20 protein-coding genes and 1 pseudogene are annotated in these 18,012 nt (G+C 64.7%); 9 read left to right on the top strand and 12 right to left on the bottom strand.

The genetic code is table 11. The features are described from left to right. Nucleotides 1–30 precede the first annotated feature (30 nt). Together H8F27_RS04840 and H8F27_RS04835 are read left to right on the top strand one after the other, a co-directional pair. On the top strand, nt 31–798 hold the full coding sequence (locus H8F27_RS04840) for a phosphoadenylyl-sulfate reductase (RefSeq protein WP_197151702.1): 768 nt from the start codon (nt 31–33) through the stop codon (nt 796–798). Continuing rightward, complete coding sequence (locus H8F27_RS04835; RefSeq protein ID WP_197151700.1) at nt 756–1,502, top strand: type III pantothenate kinase; 747 nt, start codon at nt 756–758, stop codon at nt 1,500–1,502. The genes H8F27_RS04840 and H8F27_RS04835 overlap by 43 nt, the downstream gene beginning before the upstream one ends. Here the strand turns inward: H8F27_RS04835 and bcp are convergent. After that, on the bottom strand, nt 1,480–1,947 hold the full coding sequence (gene bcp / locus H8F27_RS04830) for a thioredoxin-dependent thiol peroxidase (protein WP_197151698.1): 468 nt from the start codon (nt 1,945–1,947) through the stop codon (nt 1,480–1,482). The genes H8F27_RS04835 and bcp overlap by 23 nt on opposite strands. A 22-nt stretch (nt 1,948–1,969) precedes the next feature. Between bcp and H8F27_RS04825 the strand changes: the two genes are divergently transcribed. Continuing rightward, the gene (locus tag H8F27_RS04825; RefSeq protein WP_197151696.1) at nt 1,970–2,641 is read left to right on the top strand and encodes a 4'-phosphopantetheinyl transferase superfamily protein; all 672 of its coding nucleotides are present in this window, start codon (nt 1,970–1,972) and stop codon (nt 2,639–2,641) included. A gap of 109 nt (nt 2,642–2,750) precedes the next feature. Next, nucleotides 2,751–3,458, top strand: coding sequence for an alpha/beta hydrolase (locus H8F27_RS04820; protein WP_197151689.1), 708 nt, complete (start codon nt 2,751–2,753; stop codon nt 3,456–3,458). A 27-nt stretch (nt 3,459–3,485) separates the two neighbouring features. On the opposite strand, the gene H8F27_RS04815 is transcribed toward H8F27_RS04820, so the two are convergent. After that, complete coding sequence (locus tag H8F27_RS04815; protein ID WP_197151687.1) at nt 3,486–5,765, bottom strand: AAA family ATPase; 2,280 nt, start codon at nt 5,763–5,765, stop codon at nt 3,486–3,488. Nucleotides 5,766–5,834: 69 nt separating this feature from the next. Between H8F27_RS04815 and H8F27_RS04810 the strand changes: the two genes are divergently transcribed. The 4 genes from H8F27_RS04810 (at nt 5,835) to H8F27_RS04795 (ending at nt 11,912) form a co-directional block, all read left to right on the top strand. Next, on the top strand, nt 5,835–6,962 hold the full coding sequence (locus H8F27_RS04810; RefSeq protein ID WP_197151685.1) for an efflux RND transporter periplasmic adaptor subunit: 1,128 nt from the start codon (nt 5,835–5,837) through the stop codon (nt 6,960–6,962). A gap of 133 nt (nt 6,963–7,095) precedes the next feature. After that, a complete protein-coding gene (locus tag H8F27_RS04805) occupies nt 7,096–8,151 on the top strand; it encodes an efflux RND transporter periplasmic adaptor subunit (RefSeq protein ID WP_197151683.1) in 1,056 nt (351 codons plus the stop codon). A 9-nt stretch (nt 8,152–8,160) separates the two neighbouring features. Next, nucleotides 8,161–11,463 carry an efflux RND transporter permease subunit gene (locus tag H8F27_RS04800; RefSeq protein WP_197151682.1) on the top strand — a complete coding sequence of 1,101 codons (3,303 nt, stop codon included), beginning with the start codon at nt 8,161–8,163 and terminating at the stop codon, nt 11,461–11,463. Between the two features lie 44 nt (nt 11,464–11,507). After that, nucleotides 11,508–11,912, top strand: coding sequence for a hypothetical protein (locus H8F27_RS04795; protein WP_197151680.1), 405 nt, complete (start codon nt 11,508–11,510; stop codon nt 11,910–11,912). Here the strand turns inward: H8F27_RS04795 and H8F27_RS04790 are convergent. From H8F27_RS04790 to H8F27_RS04755, 9 genes and pseudogenes are all read right to left on the bottom strand, one after another. Then, a complete protein-coding gene (locus H8F27_RS04790) occupies nt 11,861–12,484 on the bottom strand; it encodes a potassium channel family protein (protein ID WP_197151679.1) in 624 nt (207 codons plus the stop codon). The two genes, H8F27_RS04795 and H8F27_RS04790, sit on opposite strands and share 52 nt — an antisense overlap. Next, the gene (locus H8F27_RS04785; protein ID WP_197151678.1) at nt 12,481–12,702 is read right to left on the bottom strand and encodes a hypothetical protein; all 222 of its coding nucleotides are present in this window, start codon (nt 12,700–12,702) and stop codon (nt 12,481–12,483) included. The genes H8F27_RS04790 and H8F27_RS04785 overlap by 4 nt, the downstream gene beginning before the upstream one ends. Before the next feature lie 176 nt (nt 12,703–12,878). Beyond that, a complete protein-coding gene (locus tag H8F27_RS04780; RefSeq protein WP_197151677.1) occupies nt 12,879–13,802 on the bottom strand; it encodes an AEC family transporter in 924 nt (307 codons plus the stop codon). Between the two features lie 174 nt (nt 13,803–13,976). Then, complete coding sequence (locus tag H8F27_RS17445; protein ID WP_231596520.1) at nt 13,977–14,177, bottom strand: hypothetical protein; 201 nt, start codon at nt 14,175–14,177, stop codon at nt 13,977–13,979. 101 nt (nt 14,178–14,278) lie between these two features. Beyond that, nucleotides 14,279–14,338: pseudogene (locus H8F27_RS18185) on the bottom strand (type II toxin-antitoxin system VapC family toxin); the annotation flags it as partial. Nucleotides 14,339–14,370: 32 nt separating this feature from the next. Beyond that, nucleotides 14,371–14,637: a plasmid stabilization protein gene (locus H8F27_RS04770; RefSeq protein WP_197151676.1), complete on the bottom strand. Its 267-nt coding sequence runs from the start codon at nt 14,635–14,637 to the stop codon at nt 14,371–14,373. Nucleotides 14,638–14,684: 47 nt separating this feature from the next. After that, on the bottom strand, nt 14,685–15,110 hold the full coding sequence (locus H8F27_RS04765; protein WP_197151675.1) for a hypothetical protein: 426 nt from the start codon (nt 15,108–15,110) through the stop codon (nt 14,685–14,687). Nucleotides 15,111–15,169: 59 nt separating this feature from the next. Further along, nucleotides 15,170–15,610, bottom strand: coding sequence for a TA system VapC family ribonuclease toxin (locus tag H8F27_RS04760; RefSeq protein ID WP_197151674.1), 441 nt, complete (start codon nt 15,608–15,610; stop codon nt 15,170–15,172). Further along, nucleotides 15,610–15,861 carry a hypothetical protein gene (locus H8F27_RS04755; RefSeq protein ID WP_197151667.1) on the bottom strand — a complete coding sequence of 84 codons (252 nt, stop codon included), beginning with the start codon at nt 15,859–15,861 and terminating at the stop codon, nt 15,610–15,612. Before H8F27_RS04755 ends, H8F27_RS04760 begins: the two co-directional genes overlap by 1 nt. 118 nt (nt 15,862–15,979) lie before the next feature. Between H8F27_RS04755 and H8F27_RS04750 the strand changes: the two genes are divergently transcribed. Continuing rightward, the gene (locus tag H8F27_RS04750) at nt 15,980–17,311 is read left to right on the top strand and encodes a cation:proton antiporter (protein WP_197151665.1); all 1,332 of its coding nucleotides are present in this window, start codon (nt 15,980–15,982) and stop codon (nt 17,309–17,311) included. Here the strand turns inward: H8F27_RS04750 and H8F27_RS04745 are convergent. After that, nucleotides 17,286–17,981: a Coq4 family protein gene (locus H8F27_RS04745; RefSeq protein ID WP_197151657.1), complete on the bottom strand. Its 696-nt coding sequence runs from the start codon at nt 17,979–17,981 to the stop codon at nt 17,286–17,288. The genes H8F27_RS04750 and H8F27_RS04745 overlap by 26 nt on opposite strands. Between the last annotated feature and the right edge of the window lie 31 nt (nt 17,982–18,012).

Below are 18,012 nucleotides of genomic sequence, written 5' to 3'. Positions count from 1 at the left end.
GCAGCTCATGCCAAGGGCGATGATGGCCTAATGCAGACGGCTCCATCTCCCGCCCTTCCTCCCGATTGCACCGGTCGAGCGATTGATCTGGAGGCGGTTCGGCTGCGACTGGCCCAGCTCTCGGCTCCGGAGCGGCTGCACTGGGGCCTGGAGACCTTTGGCGAGGGGTTTGCTGTCACCACCAGTTTTGGGATTCAGTCTGCGGTGCTGCTGCAGATGGTGGCAGACCTGGCTGAGCAGACCGGCCGCTCCCTGCCGGTGATCTGGGTGGATACGGGCTACTTGCCGCCTGAAACCTATCTATACGCAGATCAGCTGGTCCACCGGCTCAAGCTCAACTTGGTGGTGGCCCAGTCGCTGATCAGTTCTGCCCGGATGGAGGCCCTCCATGGCCGGCTCTGGGAAACCGGCCAGGCCAGTGATCTGCAGCTCTACCACCGCATTCGCAAAGTTGACCCCCTAGACCGCAGCCTCACCGATCTGGGGGTCACCTGCTGGGCCAGCGGGGTGCGCGGCAGCCAGACGGACCATCGCCGCACCATGGAGACCCTGGATTCGGTGCGGCAGCGCTGGTCGCTGCGCCCCCTGCTCGCCTGGAGCAAGCGGGAGGTTTACTACTTCATGGAGGAGCACCAGCTGCCCCAGCACCCGCTGTTTGAGCAGGGCTACTCGAGCGTGGGGGACTGGCATTCCAGTGGCCCAGATGCCGGCGAGGTCAGTGGCCGGGCCACTCGATTCGGCGGTCTCCAGCAGGAATGCGGCATCCACCTGCCCGGGTTGATGGGCGAGGGCATCTGAGCGGGGCCCGTTGGCTGTTGATCGGCAACAGTCGATGGCACTGGGCCATGGCCGGCTCTGGCGGCCTCCACTGCTGGAGCGGGCCTGCCGGGGAGGGGGGGCTCGAGGGGCTGGTGGGCTGGGCGGCGGTCGGTCCGGTGCCGCCGGGGGTGGCTCTGGATCCCAGGCGGCGGCTCCATTTGTCCGATGTGCCCCTGAGCGATGTGCCCCCATGGTTGGGTCTCGATCGGGCCCTGGCAGGCTGGCAGGCCCATCGTCTCAGCGGCCAAGCCGGGTTGGTGGCAGATGCGGGCACGGCGCTCAGTCTCACCCGGATTACGGCCGAAGGGTGTTTCGCCGGAGGGCGGCTGCTGGCGGGTGCCGGCCTGCAGTTGCATGCCCTGGCAGGGGCCACGGTTGCTCTGCCCCGGCTCCAGTTGCCTCCTCAGTTGCCCCCCCAGTTGCCAGCCGATAGCTGGCCCCGCAGCACCGAGGCCGCCATGGCCACCGGGGTGCTGCGGGGTCTGGCCGCAGCCATTGCCCAGGCTGCCATTGAGGCAGAGGGGCAGGGGCCGGGCACGATTCTCTGGATCACAGGCGGCGATGGCGAGCTGCTGGCCCCCCTGGTGGAGGAGCTGCTGGCGGCCAGTCCCATCGCGGTGCGGCGAGCCCCCCAGCTCGTGCTCGAGGCCCTCTCTGCGCTCAGGCCAGGCCCAGCTCGCTGAGAATGTCGTCGGCCATGGTTTCGGCTTTCACCTTGGTGAAGATCTTCTCCAGTCGGCCTTCCCCATCCACCACAAAGGTGTGGCGCATCATGCCCATGTACTCCTTGCCCATGAATTTCTTCAGTCCGTAGCTTCCGTAGGCCGCCGCCACCGGACAGGGCTCGGCGTCGCTGAGCAGGGTGAAAGGGAGGCTGTATTTGGCTATGAACTTGGCGTGGCTGCCAGCAGCGTCTTTGCTGATGCCCAGCACCGTGATGGCATGGTTTTCAAAGGCACTCCACTGGTCGCGGAAGTTGCAGGCCTCCTTGGTGCAGCCGGGGGTGTCATCCTTCGGATAGAAATAGATCACAACCCGCTTACCTTTCAACTGGGAGAGGCTTACCGGATTGCCGTCCTGGTCGGGCAGGGTGAACTCGGGGGCAGGATCGCCGATCTGCAGGGCCATCAAACGCTGGAATGACACATCCTTGAGCCTAGGAACTGGCTGGGACCCGCCGTCGGCGGGCAGAAACGCAAGGCCCCTGCTCTGGTTGGTGCCCCTGGTGGGAGCCGGGCTGGCCAGCCTCTCCGCCGAGGAGTTGGGCTGGGGCGAGGGGCTGCCCGCTCTCCAGCGCCTTCGTTATTGGCACAGTCGCGCTGCCCTGCGGCAGGTGTTGGCCCCTGTCCTGGGCTGCGTGCCCGCAGCCGTGCCGCTCTGTAGCCCGCCTGGCCAGCCGCCGCGCCTGCTGGAGGGGCTGGGCTGGATCAGCCTCAGCCACAGTGGCCAGGGGCTGCTGATCGGCTATTCGGGTGAGCCGATCGGCGTGGATCTCGAGCTGGTGGGCCGTCCCCTCGATGCCGCCGCTTTGATGCGCAGGTTTTATCCGATTGGGGAACAGGGGCAACTCGAGGGGCTGACGGGAGAGGCTCTGCGCATGGCGGTGCTCACCAGCTGGGTGCTCAAAGAGGCGGCGATCAAGTGGCGCCAGAGCAGCTTGGCGGTGGAGCTCCACAACTGGAGTTGCGACCATTCCTGCAGCCAGCTACAGCATATTGGCGAAGGATTGCAGCCGGATTGCTGCACTGCGACGGCGGCAGAATGGCGCTGGGCGGCCGTGGGCAACGGCTGTTACTACCCCCGGATGGATATGCGGTTTTGACGCTAGATCGGTCAAAAAACGCCAAACGGGCCGGAAATCTAAGGGAAATCTTTTAATTTCGTATCGTTGTGCTCCAGCTACTTGCTTTTCCGGGGAAATGAGCCAGTTGATGGCTAGCTTTTTAGTGAACCGATTCGATACTCCCGTGATCAAGGGCTTGCTGGCCGGCCTGTTTTGGGGTACGGCCCTCTCGGCGGTGGCCCTGCCAGCGTCCGCCGCAGTCGACAACAATCTCCCCGTTCGTTGGAACACCGGCGGCGCCGTGTGGTCCACCAACCAGGATGCCTTCAATACATTCCTGCAGTCTGGTGAAGTCACCGATCGGGGCCTGGAAGGGGGCCTGAACCGCTCCGGTTGGACCGCCGCCGAAGTGCGTGAAGGCATGAACAAGGCCTACAACGTCGACTTCGTTGGCGTCTCCCGCTTCCTCTACTCGGATGCCGGCGTCAAGTTCCTCAAGAACCAGACCTCCAGCTACTTCCCCTACTGGAGCATGAACACCTATGCGGTGCAGGCCCTGCGTTCGGCCATCGTGGCCGATGCCCGCGATGGGCAGATTTCCGCAGCTGGGATCATGAACGCCCTGCCGACGGACATGCGCCTGGCTGACTTCTGCAACACCTACACCGGTGCCCAGAACGTCTGTGCCGAGGGGCGTTGTCAGGGCGACGCCCAGTGCACCTCCCTGCTCTCCTGGTATGTGTTCCTGCCAGCCTGCCTCCAGGCCAACCAGATGGCCGATCCAGTGGCTGAGGTGCGCATCACTCCGGCTCCGGCCCAGCAGTACCAGCCCGATGCCATTCGCGGCCTCTGGTGAGCCAATCGCCTTTTCCTAGCTGCCCTTCTAACTGCCCCGGCCTGGCCGGGGCTTTTTTGATGCCAGTTTGGCTTTGGTGCCCGCTTTCCGCCGGGCGATCAGCAGGGTGTGCTCCAGCTTCTGGGGCAGGAATTGGCCAAGGCAGGCGCTGAATCCTTCCCGCAAAACTTGCAGCGCCTCGGCGCCCAGGGGGCTGCCGCGCAGGGCGGCTATCTGGTCTAGGTAGGCGCTGCCAGGGGCGAGCCAGCGCTCGAGCAGGGCGGCGGAGAGCTCCAGCTGGAGGGTTTCCTGCCAGCGCTGCCCATGCCCATCCCAGCCCCGGTCGTTCAGGGCGCGCTGGGCCGCTTGCCCACTGCCCTCAAGAAGCTCCAGCTGCTGCAGTTCCAGTACGACGAGTTCATCCAGCAGGGTTCCCAAGGGGCCCTGGGGGGAGCCCAGCAGGGCCAGCAGCCCTGCGGCGGGCCCCAGCTGGGGGCTGCTGAACAACAGCCGCCATTGGCCTGAGGGGGCCAGCCTGGCCCCAACCACCCCAATCCAGTGCTCCACCTGGGCGGCACTGAGGCCTTGCCAGGCTTGGCGAGCCACCACCCAGTCGAAACGATCGCCGCTTTGGGCTTCCAGTTGGGTCCCAAGCGCCTCCGGACAGGCCTGGGGCACCACCAGCAGCTGGGGCTTGCTAAGGCTGTCGAGAATCTGTAGCTGGGCCGCCAACCGCTCCCGGTCGCAATCTTGAGCCACGGTGATCACCACGCCGCCCTCAGGGGTGGCGGCCAGGGGGTCGAGGGCCCAGAGCAAGGAGCGGGCCTCAAGCACCAGCACCCTGTCGGTGCGCTGCCAGCTCACCCCTTCCCAGAATCGACTCCTCAGGCTGTCGAGCCTCTCCCCTTCAGCGGCGGCCTGGCGCTGCAGCCAGCGCTCCAACTGGGGATCATCGGGGCCGCTGCTCAGCACGTCGCCCTGGTCGGCGGCCAGTTCGGCCGCGGCGGCCAGTTGGGCGGCCCGCCGCTGTTGCAACCGCTCCCGCCTCTGGCCTTCCCAGCCCAGGTTGCCGGGTTGCCAGAACACCTCCCCCTGCAGCGCGTTGGGCAAGTAGTTCTGGGCGACCCAGTGCTCGGCGTAGGCATGGGGATAGCGATAACCCACCCCATCGCCAAAGGCCTGGCCATCGCGGTGGGCATCGCGCAGGTGGGATGGCACCTGTTGGCGGCTGGTTTCGCGCACGCTTTTGAGGGCATCAAAGAAGCCCAGCACGCTGTTGCTCTTCTCGGCCCCCGCCAGGTAGAGCGCCGCCTGGGCCAGGGGGTAGAGGCCCTCCGGCAGGCCCACCCTCTCAAACGCCGCCGCACAGGCTTCCACCACCACCACCGCCTGGGGATCGGCCAGGCCGATGTCTTCGCCGGCGGCGATCAGCATGCGGCGGAAGATAAAGCGGGGGTTTTCGCCGGCCTCCACCATGCGGGCCAGCCAGAAGAGGGCCGCATCCGGATCGGAGCCCCGCAGCGACTTGATGAAGGCACTGATCGTGTCGAAGTGGGCATCCCCCTGCTTGTCGTAGAGCACCGCCCGCTGCTGGATTGACTCCTCGGCGATGGTCAGGTCGATGACGATCCGGCCATCGGCCTGGGCCGGGGTTGTCTCCACCGCCAGCTCCAGGGCATTGAGCAGGCTGCGGGCATCGCCGCCGGCCACATCCACCAGGTGGTCGGCCGCCTCAGGGGTGACGACGATGGTGCGGTCGCCGTAGCCCACCTCCGGATCGCGCAGGGCCCGCCCCAGTAGCTGGTGCAGGTGGGGGGCTTCGAGGGGTTGCAGGCGAAATAGCCGGGAGCGGCTGACCAGGGCCTTGTTGACCTCGAAGTAGGGGTTTTCGGTGGTGGCGCCAATCAAGGTGAGCGTGCCGTTTTCCACCCAGGGCAGCAGGGCATCCTGCTGGGCGCTGTTGAAGCGGTGCACCTCATCGATGAACAGAGTGGTGCGCAGGCCGTGGCGGGCCAGGCGCTCCTTGGCCCCATCCACCTCAATTCGCAGATCCTTGACGCCGGCGAGCACGGCATTGAGGCTGCTGAAGTGGGCCCGGGTGCTGCCGGCGATGATCCGGGCCAGGGTGGTTTTGCCCACCCCCGGCGGGCCGTGCAGGATCAGGTTGCCGACCCGGTCGGCAGCGATTGCCCGGCGTAGCAGCCGGCCCGGCCCCAGGATTGCCTCCTGGCCCACAAAGTCGTCGAGGGTCCGCGGCCGCAAGCGATCGGCCAGGGGCGCCACCCTGGCCAGGGTGATCTCGCGTTGATGGCTGAACAGGTCGCTCAAAGGCGCTCCAGGGATGGGGGGCACTCCCGTCGGCAGCCATCATCGGCCCGCTGGCGATACGCTCCGCCGATGGGATCTATCTGCGCCATCGTCCGTTCTCTGCCCCTGGGGGCTGGCTTGGTGGCCGCCCTGTTGGTGGGGGGGTGCCGGCCCGAGGATGGGGCGGCAAAGCGGCTGCCCCAGGTCCAGAGTGAGCGGATTGGGACCGCTACCTTTCAGGCCAGTTTCGACACGCTGAGCACCCTTGAGGCTGCGGCCGAAGTCAACCTGGCGGCCCAGGCCGGCGGGCGGATCCAGCGGCTGCTGGTGCGTCAGGGTGACACTGTGCGGCCGGGCCAGTTGCTGCTGGTGCTCGACCAGGCCCAGCTGCGGGCGGAGGTGGCCAGCCTGCGCGCCCAGATGCAGACAAACCAGCTCAATTACCAGCGCTACCGGGAGCTGGCTCGCCAGGGGGCCGCCAGCGCGCTGCAAAGGGATGAGTTCCGCCAGGCTTACATCGCCGCCCGCGAAGCCCTGGTGGCCCGCGAAGCCGACCTGGCCTTCAAGGATCTCAGGGCTCCAATCGCCGGCACCGTGGCCGATCTGCGGGTCAAGCAGGGAGATGTGATTCAGCCAGCAGCGGTGCTTACCCGTCTAATCAGCAACGACCGCCTGCTGGCCCGCATTGATGTCCCCGCCGCCTATGCCAACCGGGTGAGGTTGGGGCAGCGGGTGCTGTTGCTCGATCCCGCCCGCTCCGAGCCGCTGGCCCAGGGGCAGGTGAGCTCAGTGGATCCAGGCGTGAGCGCCCCAACCCAGACCCTGCTCGTCAAGGCCGCCTTTGCCAATCCCCAGGGCCGCCTGCGCAACGGCCAGCGCAGTCGCACCCGCCTGGTGCTGGACCAGCGTGAGCAGCTGGCGGTGCCCTTTGCGGCGGTGACCCAGCTAGCGGGCCAGTCGTTTGTCTATGTGGTGGGCAGCCTGGCCCAGCTGGAACGGCAGCCGGGTAAGGCCCCCTTGGCCGAGTTGCGCAAACAGCCGCCCGGTTCCCTTTTCGCCCTGCAGACTCCGGTGCAACTGGGCGAGCTGCAGGGCACTCTCTACCCGGTACGGCGGGGTTTGCAGCCGGGTGATCGGGTGATCACGGCGGGCCTGCTCAACCTGCGCCACGGTGCACCGGTGCGGCTGGCGGCCAGCCCCGGCTCAAAAGGTTCCTGAATAGGGCACATTCCTGCTGGTCCGCTAATTTGCGGATTAATGCTCTTGCGTTGTGTTTCGCGCAGTCCCAGCGCTCTCGTTTGTGACCCTGCTACTTGTTGCCTGTGGCAGCAAGTAGCAGGCCAGGCAGCCCTTGGCAGTCCAGACCGAAACCATCGGTGAGGCCAGTTTTAGCCCCTCGATCCAGGTAATCAGTCAGCTCAGTTCCACCACCGACGTGGCCCTCAAGCCAGAGGTGGATGGACGGGTGGTCAAGATTCTGGTCACCCAGGGGCAGCGGGTCAAAGCAGGTCAGCCGATTCTGGTGCTCGACAACGTGCAGCAGTCGGCAGCCCTCGATGCCAGCAAGGCAGAAGCGCGCAAAGACATTGTCAATGCGGAGCGCTACATCTTTCTGAATGAGCAAGGTGCCGTGTCCACCAAGGACCGTGATTACTACGTCACCCAGGCGATTCAGAGACGCGACCAGGCGCGTGCCACGGCCGCTGATCTCGGCTACAAGTACGTCACGGCTCCGATCAGTGGTGAGATCGGTGACTTAGATACCGTCAAGATCGGCGATTACGTCAGAAAGGGGCAGGCGATCACCGGCATCGTTGATAACAGCGATCTCTGGACCTTGATGGATGTGCCGGCCACCCAGGCCTCCCGGGTGCAGATGGGCCAGTCTGTGGAGCTCAAGTCCCAGGGGAATCCGCCGGTGATCAGCACCGGCAAGGTGGTATTCATCTCGCCTTACTTCGGCATCAGCGGCAACCAGTCCTCACCGAACACGGTGCTGGTTAAGGCCTCTTTCCCCAACCTCACTGGCAAGCTCAAAACTGGCCAGTACGTGCGCAACCGGATCATCACTGGCAGCACCCGCCAGCTCTCGGTGCCGGTGCAGGCCGTGATGATGCAGGCCCAGCAGCCCTTCGTCTACCGCGTCTTCCGCCTCAACCAGGTGCTCGCCAAGATTCGGGCCTCCACCCAGATCCCCGAAGCCCAGAAGCAGAAGCTGGAGGCTCTGCCGCCGGAAACGCCGATCGTGGTGCAGATGCCGGTGAAACTCGGCACCCTGGAGGGCAACCGCTACCCACTGCTCTCGGGCCTGGCGGCCGGCGACCAGGTGGTGGTGAGCAACACGGCCCTGTTGCGCACCGGGATGCCAGTGAAGCTTGCGGGTGCCGGCCAGCCGGGTGTGAACTGAGGTCCACCCATGTCGCTATCAGACAAGTTCATCAAGCGGCCGGTTCTGACCACCGTTTGCAGCATTCTGATCGTGCTGATGGGCATCATCGCGATCCCAAGCCTGTCGATTGAGAACCTCCCCAACATCGCGCCACCCCTGATTCAGGTGACGGCCAACTACGGCGGGGCTAATTCCATAGTTACTGAACAGGCCGTCACCAATCCGATCGAGCAGCAGATCAACGGCGTGCCGGGTGCGGCTTATATCTCCTCCACCAGCTCGAACACCGGTCAGAGCATCATTCAGGTTTATTTCAACGAAGACACTGATATCAACATCGACCAGGTGAACGTGCAGAACCGCGTTTCCCTGGCAATGCCCCAGTTGCCTCAGCAGGTGTCGGCCACGGGGGTGTCGGTGATGCAGAGCACCCCCTCGATCCTGCTGGCCTATCAGGTCACCTCGAGCCAGGGGCAGTTTGATGCGCCTTATATCAATGGCCTCATTTATGAGCAGCTCTATTACCAGCTGGAACGGGTTCCCGGTGTCGCCCAGGTGAGCATGCTGGGGGGCAGCAATCCAGCTTTCTGGCTGTTCGTTGATCCCAACAAACTCACGGCCAACCAGCTGACGGCTGATCAGATCGTTAATGCGGTCAAGAGCCAGAACAGCGTCGCGATTGGCGGTCTCATTGGTGGCCCGCCCGCCGGAGGAAGCCAGCTGTTCGCCTACCCGATTTTGGTCGCCGACAACGGCAACCTGATTTCGGTGGAGCAGCTCAACGATCTGATCGTGGGCAAGTCACCCCAGGGCAACCTGCTGCGGCTCCGGGATGTGGGCCAGGCCACCTATGGCTTCAACACCTTTGCCCAGCAGGCCGTCAGCGTTGAGGGCTACCCGGCTATCACCGTGGCGGTGTTCCAGACCCCCGAGAGCAACGCGCTGGATGTGTCGGAAGCGGTGGTGGCGGTGATGGACCAGTTCTCCCAGACCGTGCCTGCGGGTATCACCGTCAAGCAGATCTACAACATCGGCCAGTTCATTGAGTCGGCCGTGAGTGGCGTGACCGATGCCCTGGGCCTGGCGATTGTGCTCGTGCTGGTGATCCTGTTTCTGTTCCTGCAGAACTGGCGCGCCACGGTGGTTCCCAGCCTGGCGATTCCGATTTCGCTGATCGGCACCTTCGCCTTCATCAAGGCTTTTGGGTTCTCGATCAACCAGCTCACCCTGCTCGGGTTGGTGCTCGCCACCGGCCTGGTGGTGGATGACGCCATCGTGGTGATCGAGGCCGTCTCCAAGAACCTCGAGAGCGGCATGAGCCCCCGCAAGGCTGCGATGGAGTGCATGGGCACCCTGATCGGTGCGTTGATCGCCACCTCGTTGGTGTTGATGGCTGTGTTTGTGCCGGTGGCCTTCTATCCCGGCGGCATCGGCATCATCTACAAGCAATTCGCTCTCACGATCGCCTTTTCGATCGCCATCTCCACCTTCAACGCCCTCACCTTCTCGCCGATGATGTCGGCTCTGATCCTGAAGGCGGAGCAGCCTCCGAAGCCGAAGGGATGGGGTTGGACGATCGGTGGTGTGGTGGTGGGTTTGGCCTTCGGTCGCTTCAGCGCCGCATCCTTTGGTGTCGGCGCCTACGTGTTCGGCGTGGTGCTGTTCGGTATCGCCGGCAGCCGGCTGGCCTTGATTTTTGATCGCTTCAACCAGTTTTTTGCCTGGCTCCAGGCCAGTTATGCCCGGCTTTTGCAGGTTCTGATCCGCAAGCGCAAATTTGTGCTGGCTGGTCTGGCCGGGGGCATTGTGCTGACCGTGCTTGCCTTTTCAGCCCTGCCTTCGGCGTTTATTCCGGAGGAAGACCAGGGCTACGGAGTGGGGATCTTCCAGCTGCAGAATGGCGCCTCCCTCAGTCTCACCCAGCAGACCGGTCTGGAGATCGCCAAGGTGCTCAAGGAGGAGCCAGACATCACGGCTGCTTCGGTGGTGAGCGGCTACGGCTTCAACGGATCCAGCCCTGACCAGGGTGTGTTCTTCTTTGGCCTGAAGCCCCTGGAGGAGCGCAGCGGAGCCGATCAGAAAGCCCCAGCCATCGTTGCTCGGCTCAACGCCAAGCTCTCCAAGATCAGCAGTGGCCTGGTGGTTGCAGCCCAGCCCCCGGCGATTCCAGGCTTCTCGGCCCAGGGTGGCTTCTACTTCCAGTTCAACGACCTCAGCAACGGTGCCTACAGCTTCAACCAGCTTGATGCTCTGGCCCAGCAGCTGGTGGCCGCGGGTACCGCTTCCGATCAGTTTTCCAGTCTCTACACCCAGTGCATTCCCAGCGCGCCGGCCTTTGGTCTGACGTTCGATCGCTCGATCATGGGTACCCTCAATGTCGACTTCCAGCAGGCCATGCAGACGATCGCCGTGCTCGCTGGCGGCAACTATTCCGGACTCACCTATGAGAACGGCCAGGTGCGCAACATTTATGTTCAGTCCGAAGCGTCGGGACGCAGCACCCTGGAGGATGTGCTCAGTTACTACGTGCGCAACCGCGACAACAAGCTGGTGCAGGTGAGCGAGTTTGCCTCGTCTGAACTCACCAGCGCCCCGCCGGTGATCAGTCACTACAACCTTTACCGAACTATTTTGATTCAAGGTGCTGAGGCAATTGGCAAGAGCTCGGGCCAGGCCCTGACTGCCATTCAGCAGATCTTCCAGAAACTGGAATTCAACAACATTGGCTATGCCTTGACGGGCCTGGCTTCGTTGCAGCTCTCAGCCGGTAATGCCAGCATTTTGGTGTTCGGCCTGGGCATCCTGATCGTCTATCTGGTGCTGTCGGCCCAGTACGAGAGCTACGTCACCCCGGTGATCATTCTGATGACGGTGCCGTTGGCCATGCTCGGCGCCCTGGTGTTTTTGGCATTGCGCTCTATTGACCTCAACATCTATGCCCAGGTGGGTCTGGTGACCCTGATCGGCCTGGCGGCCAAGAACGGCATCCTGATTGTGGAGGTGGCAGAACAGCATCTGGAGGAGGGCATGGGCGTTGTCGAGGCAGCCATGGCCGCCGCCGAATCCCGCATGCGGCCGATCCTGATGACCGCAATCGCCTCGCTAGCTGGCTTCCTGCCCTTGGTGGTGGCCACCACCGCCGGTGCCAACAGCCAGCAGTCGCTGGGCACGGTGATCTTCGGCGGTCTGCTGGTGGCCACGGTGCTGTCGCTGGGAGTGGTGCCTCCCTTCTATGTGCTGATCAAGCAGCTGGAGGCGCGTTGGTTCGGCGAGGGCGGTAGCGGTGATTCCAGAACGGTTTCTGCTCCCACCATCTCCGGACACGATTGATGGCTGCTGAGTCTCTCCAGCCAAAGCCCAGGGGGTTTGGGCTGATGACAAGGATTGTCTATGTCCATCAGGCCATTTGTTTAACCTTCTTTGTGGCAGGGTTGCGGCTGTATTCAGTCCGTGGCATTGAGGGCCTTGTGCTCCACCGCCTGCTAGGCATAGTGATTTCGCTTGCCGTATTGCTCGCCATGTTTGGTGTTACAAGCGGGAAGTCGCTGAAGGCTCTTTCCTGGCTATGGGTGGTTTTGTGGATTGGGGTTTTCAAGATCTTGATGGTTCAACTCTGGCTGCTTAGCCAAGGCGAAATTGACGTGGCTTCCTACGTCCGCGCGATGTTGCTCAATGAGCTGGTCGCAATTCCTCTTGCTGTGTACTGGTCTAGGCCTGTTCATTGTCGTTATCTCTCTTCCATCGGTCGCGCGACTGGTCCCAGCGGGGCAAATGGATGATGGCTTGAGATTGGGGGGGGGCAATCTGGCTTTGCCCCTTCAGTTTGTACGCTAAAGATCATCATCCTCTGGACGAGGAATATCAGTTGGGCGGCGCTCCACCCGGCCATCAAGACCCCGTTCAAGGCTTCTCCCACGCTTAATAATTGCCAGCGTTTGGCCAGGGTGACGTCTCCATAGCCAACTGTTGTGAATGTAATGCCCGAGAAATACAAACTTTCTTCTAGGCTTTGAATCGCGCCGACGTGGCGGTAGACCCAGGCCCATAGAAGGATCTCTAGGAATAATGTGCCTGCTGTAATGAGTGCTCCAATGGCAATCAGCAAGTGGCAGCGAATGCTGCTTGTTGAGCGCCAATTGCTGAGACGTTTTGAGTGCACAAAGTCGGACTGTATGGACGTCACCAATGTATGGATGATCGTTGTGGCCATGAACATTCCCAGCACGATGCCAGGGAGGCTGCCGATCTCAGGGCAGCGCGAGAGCTGGGGTGTCGTTGGATAGCTGCTTAAGAGGATCCCGGCCGCTGCTCCTCCGGCCAGTAGCAGCCATCTCGCTTGTTTCCAGCTCATTTGACAGGCCAATCCTCGAAGTCATGTGTCATGAAGGCATCATCCAATAGGTAGGGACAGCCACGCACGGTGTTGGCGCGGATGTGGCCGTTATGCCCGCTCCAGCGCCAGGGCTCTATGGCCCGGGCTGTCTGCAGATCGGGTCGGTCGGCCAGGCACATGGGGATGAACTCGGTTGCGTAGCTGAAGGCCGGATCGCGGATTGATTGGTTGAGCACGAGACTGCCTTCCTCGCCTGAAATCGAGCGGTGGTAGTTGTGCCCACTGGAATTTTTAGCGCCCCTATGGCCCGTTCTAGATCGATCACGTGATCGGGCGCTGAGATGGCGGGTTCGTGGTGCACCACCACATCGGTATCGTTGCTGTGCGGCGGCGCCTCCGCCTGCAGGCCGGATCAACCGAATAGCCAGCCATTGAGCAGCGGGATCGTCACGAACGACGCGGCGGTGTTGATCAGGATGCAGACCGCCAGACGCTCCACATCCAGACCGACCCGATCGGCGATCACGAAGGTGAGCAGCTGGGTGGGCATGGCCCCCTCCAGCACCACGGCCTGTAGGTATGGCTGCTGCAGGCCGATCCAGCTGGCTGCGGCAAGCACCACCAGCGGTGACACCAGTAACTTGATGGCACTGGCCAGCAGCAGCGGCAATGGTTGGTGGATGCGTCGGTAGCGCAGCCCCATGCCGAGCGACAGCATCATCAACCCGGTGACGGTGTTACCGAGAATCCGCGTGGCTTCCATCAGAAAGCCCGGCACCGGCACGCCACTGGCGGTCCAGGACAGGGCCAGAACGATGGCCCAGAGCGCCGGCATCGTGGCCACGGCCCGGAAGGCCTGCCGCAGCACCCCGCTGCGCGGCTTGCCGCTGAAGCTCTCGCCCAGTGCCACTCCCACGCTGAGATTGAGGGGTGTGGTGGTCACCTCGCTGAGGATGGCCACCTTCGCGACCTGCAGGGAGAGCGAAGGGAATAGCCCCTGCAGCACCGCCAGCCCCAGGTAGGTGACATTGCCGAAGGCGCTGGCGAGAATCAGGGCTCCCTTTTCTTCGGAACGCAGCCCCAGGGGGTGAAAGAGCAGCACCGCTAGAGCCAGGCAGCACGCCACGCTGATCCCCCTTACCAGCGGGATCTGAACCATTTCGACTCCGGTCGGCACGCTGCAGATCACCCGAAACACCAGGGCCGGCAGAAACACGTTCAGCACCAGCATGCCGATGGTTCTGAGTGCGGCCTCCACATCGAGATCGGGGAACAGGTAACGCAGCAGGCTGCCGACCAGCGCAATCAGTCCGAGGGCCAGCAGAACCTCAGTCATGCGGGGCGCTCATGCAGGTTGCTGCTGAGGGCTGCTGATCAGATGCAGTCACCTCTTAGTCACACGACGCCAAGCAGAAATGACCTTAGGCGCAGCTTTCGGCAATTCGTCGGCGAGGCCTTCCCCCGGCGGATGGGCCATCGCTGCTACTGCTGGCTCAGCCCCAGGGATTGATCAATGCCAAGCCGATCTCGGCGAAGTCGTGGACGTCTCGTGAGCAAGAGGCGCCCCATTGGCCAGCGCCGTGGCCGCGATCACCGCATCGGCCGTCGCCATAGGCCGCGCCAGCCGTTCGCGTTGCCACAGCAGTTCGGCATACCAGTGGGCGGCTTCGCTGCTGAAGGACCAGATCCGGCCACTGAACAGCTCGGACACCAGCCCCTCCCAGCTCTGCCGGAGTTGCACCTGGCGCTGTCCAGCCGGTATCGGGCCAGGCCGTGCAGGATTTCGGCCTCGTTCATGGCTGTGATCGCCACCTCCTCGGGATCAAGGCCATCGGCCCAAGCCAGCACCCCTGGATCGGGCTTGGGCCGCATCAGCTCCGAGATCACATTGGTATCGGGCAGGATCACCGCGAGCCCTTCCGGCTGAACTCAGCTGGACAGGGCTGGGATGAACGGTCAGGCAGGTCCAGCTCCACGCCGCCGAGCTGGGCGAAGTGGGCCTGGATACAGCTGCCCAGCCCCGTGCCGTTTCCGGCCGGCTGTCTGGCTTCGATGGCGGAGCGGAGGATTCTGCGCGCTTCCTCCTCCATGGAGCGCCCCTGCCGGGCGGCCTGGATGCGGAGCTGAGCCTTGGTGTGTTCGTCGAGGTTGCGGATCGTGAGGGCGGCCATCGCTGGTGCCCGCTTGCGTTGAAAGCATTGCTATCAACGCTAAGCCCTCAGGGTGCCACCCGCACCTCCGAGCCAGAGAGCGCCGTGGGCTGGGTGCCCGGCGCCGCCATGATCGTGTACACGAAGCGGCTGCCGTCCGGGCTGACGAAGCTGGTGGCCTTCTGGCCGTCCGGGTAGGTGGCCGTGCCGATGCAGTCGGCGCTGACCCGGTAGGTGGCCTTCTCCACCCCACCGGAGCCATCGGAGCCCTGGTAGCTCAGCACAATGCCGCCCCGGCCGTCGTAGACCTCGCGGCCGCTCTCGGCATAGGGCTTGCCGTTGAGCACGCCACTTTCGTTGTAGAGGTAGGTGCCTTTGAGGGTGGCGTTGCTGCAGGTGAGCGGGTTTGCCGATGCGGCACTGCCGGCGGCCAGGGCCAGCAGGATCAGGGGGAGCCGGGCGATCCGGCCGGGATGGGGCAGTCGGGAGGTCATGGGATCAGGGCAGCATTCCAGGGATAGCCAGCCTGTGCGGTACGGGCAGCCCCATCGATTCAGCTGCACGGAATCAGGCAGAGATGGTGGGCCTCGGCGCTGGGCACCACTTCAAGAGTGATGCGCTGATCGAAGCTGGCGAAGCGGCCGCCCTGGCTGGCGGCCAGGGCCAGCAGGTAGGCATCGGTGATCTGGCGCGGGCCCAGCAGCCGCTCCCAGCGGATCAATCCCTCCTGCAGCAGGCTGATCGGCTCCGGCCAGAACATATGGCTGGAGTGGCTGCAGGCCTCCGCCAGGCGTGCGGCCACCAGGGCCGCCGGTTGCGCATTGGGGTAAGCCGGTTGGGCAATGATCCGCACCACGCCGTTTTCGGTGATCGGGCAGGTGGCCCAGCCTTGCTCGAGCTGCCCCTCCAGCCAGCGGGTGGCGGGCCGATGCAGCAGATGGCCCTGATCCAGCAGGGCGATCAGCACGTTGATGTCGAGCAGGGCCCGGCCCATCAGAGGCCGGCCTCATCCCGCAGCTGATCGATCTGCTCATTGGTCACCACCACCCCAGCCCGGGCCTGGAAGGGGCGAAATCCAGCCGCGCTGGGTGGTGCCTCGGCCGCAGCCTGGCCCGTGGAGGGTGCGCCGCTGAGCGCAGCTCGCAACAGGCGCGACACCACCTGGCCCGCCGTGGTGCCCTGGCGGCGTGCCAGCTCCCGGGCGGCGGCCAGCACATCGTCTTCGATGTCGAGCGTGGTGCGCATAGCAGACAGGTTACATCACTGCATCAGCGCATCACTGCGTCCTGGCGGCGAGTGGTTTGCTCGGCCCGGCCAGTCCTGCCCCGGAGCGAGGATTAGGCCGCTGCTGCCGCAGACCCAGGTGCTGAGCCCTTTGCTGATCGCCCTGCCCCTCCCCCACGCCCATCTGGAGGGCACGCTGCTGCCGCGCGGGTTTTTTCTGGGGCTGGGGCTGATCTACCTGGCGGCCCTGGCCGTGGATCGCCTGGCGGCGGCCTGGCGGTTGCCGGGGGCGGCCGCCGTGCTGCTGCTGGGCATGGCGATTCCCACCGCCTGGTTGACCCAGGCCCAGCCCCTCGGCCCGCTGCAGGTGGAAACCCTGCACCGGGTGAGCCTGGCGCTGCTGATTTTCTACGCCGGTCTCAAGACCGACCTGCGCCGCATCCGCGGTATGACCGCGGCTGGGCTGCGGCTGGGCTTTGGCGGCGTGTTGATCACCGTGGCGATCACGGCTCTGGCTTTGTTGTTACTGGCGCCTCTGCTGGCGGGTGGCTTGCCACCGGTCGCCGCTGTGCTGGCGGTGTGCTGTCTGGGGGCCACCGACAGCGGCTCCATCGAGGACCTGCTGGGGGCGCTGGGCCATTCCATCCGCGGCCGCCTGAGCCATCTGCTGCAGTTCGAGGTGGCGGTGAGCACGGTGGTCACCTTGCTGGTCTTCGGGTTGGTGGCCGGTCTGCTGCAGGCCCAGCCCCATGGCGACCATCAGGCCCTGCATGGGCTGTTGGCCAGTCGCCTGCCAGAGCACCTGGGAGCTTTGGGGTTGCATCTTCTGGCCGGCCTGCTGGCCGGGCTGGTCGTGGGCGCCGTGGCGCCGCGCCTGATCGATGCCCTGGTGCGCTCTCAGCCCATGCTGCTGCTGGTGTCGGTGGCGCTGGCCTTTGTGGCCTTCGGCTTCGGCCAGCTGCTGGGGGGTGGCGGGCTGCTGGCGGTGTTCGTGGCCGGGGTGTTGCTCTCCAATGGCCGCTACCGGATCGGTCGCTTTGAGCAGCAGGCCCTGGGCCGGGTGATGCATCCGCTGAACACCGCCGCTGAAATCACGGTGCTGCTTTTGCTCGGCCTGCTGGTGCAGCCCGCGGCGTTGCTCATGGTGTTGCCGTTGGGGCTGGCGTTGGCGATCGTGGTGCCGCTGGCGAGGTTCTTGGCGGTGTCGCTGCTGCTGCCGTCCGGCCGCTTCCCCTGGAGGGATCGCTTGGTCGTTGCCGGTTGCGGGCTGAGGGCGGCAGTGCCCTTGGCCTTAGCGGTGTCAATGACTGAGGAGCTGCCGCACCTGCGCGGCGTCGCCCCGGAGCTGGCGGAGCCGCTGGGGGCGCAGCTGTTGGCGTTGCTGTTCGTGGTGGTGCTGGCAGATCTGGTGCTGCAGCCGCTGTTGATGCGCCAGCTGCTGCCGTTCAAGCCCGAGACATCTCCCCCCTGAACGGGGAAAGTTTCACCAGCTCCGTGATGCCCAGCTGTTTCCGCCAGTCGGCCAGAGGCCGATCCCAGCCCTCCTCCCAGCGCTGGGCCAGCAGCGGTGCGCAGACGCGGCCCAGCTCCAGGCCGTAGGCCGCCGCCTGCCCCACGTTCACCTCACCGGCGGCCGGACCTTCCAGGCAACGGTGCAGCAGATCGGCCCCCAGCAGCATGGCGCTACCGGGCCAGCGCAGCTGCATCACGTTGACGGCGCTCATCGCCGCTTCCCCGGCCGCCGTGGGCGGGCAGCCGCACACCACATGCCAGAGGTCGTGGGTGCGGCGCACCCGTTGGTGCAGCCAGGTGTCGTCGCCATCGCTGCCGGCCTGCAGCACCGGATCGGGCAGCGGCTGGCTGCCGGCACCGGCGAACCAGCTGGCGTAGGCATGGCCGAGGCTCTCCGCAGGCAGCCCCAGCAGCTCCGTCTGGCTGGGCCAGCGCCCCCAGTAGCGCTCGCGGATCAGCGGTGCGATCGCCGGGTTGCGGCGCAGGGCGGCGCGGGCGGCCTCCGCCACCGGCGTGGCATAGCTGCGGGTGAGCAGATCGAAGCCATGGCCCAGGTCGTCGGGGTTCGCCGCCAGGGCCGAGAGATCGGTGGCGAGGTGCAGCAGCTGGCGGCGTATGGAGGATCGCATGGCAGGGGAGGCAGCGGAAGGTAATGCTCTC

Source organism: Synechococcus sp. CBW1108, from assembly GCF_015840335.1.
Classification (GTDB): domain Bacteria; phylum Cyanobacteriota; class Cyanobacteriia; order PCC-6307; family Cyanobiaceae; genus Cyanobium_A.
The sequence above is the reverse complement of the archived record's forward strand: the minus strand, read 5'-3'. Positions and strand labels throughout refer to the sequence as shown.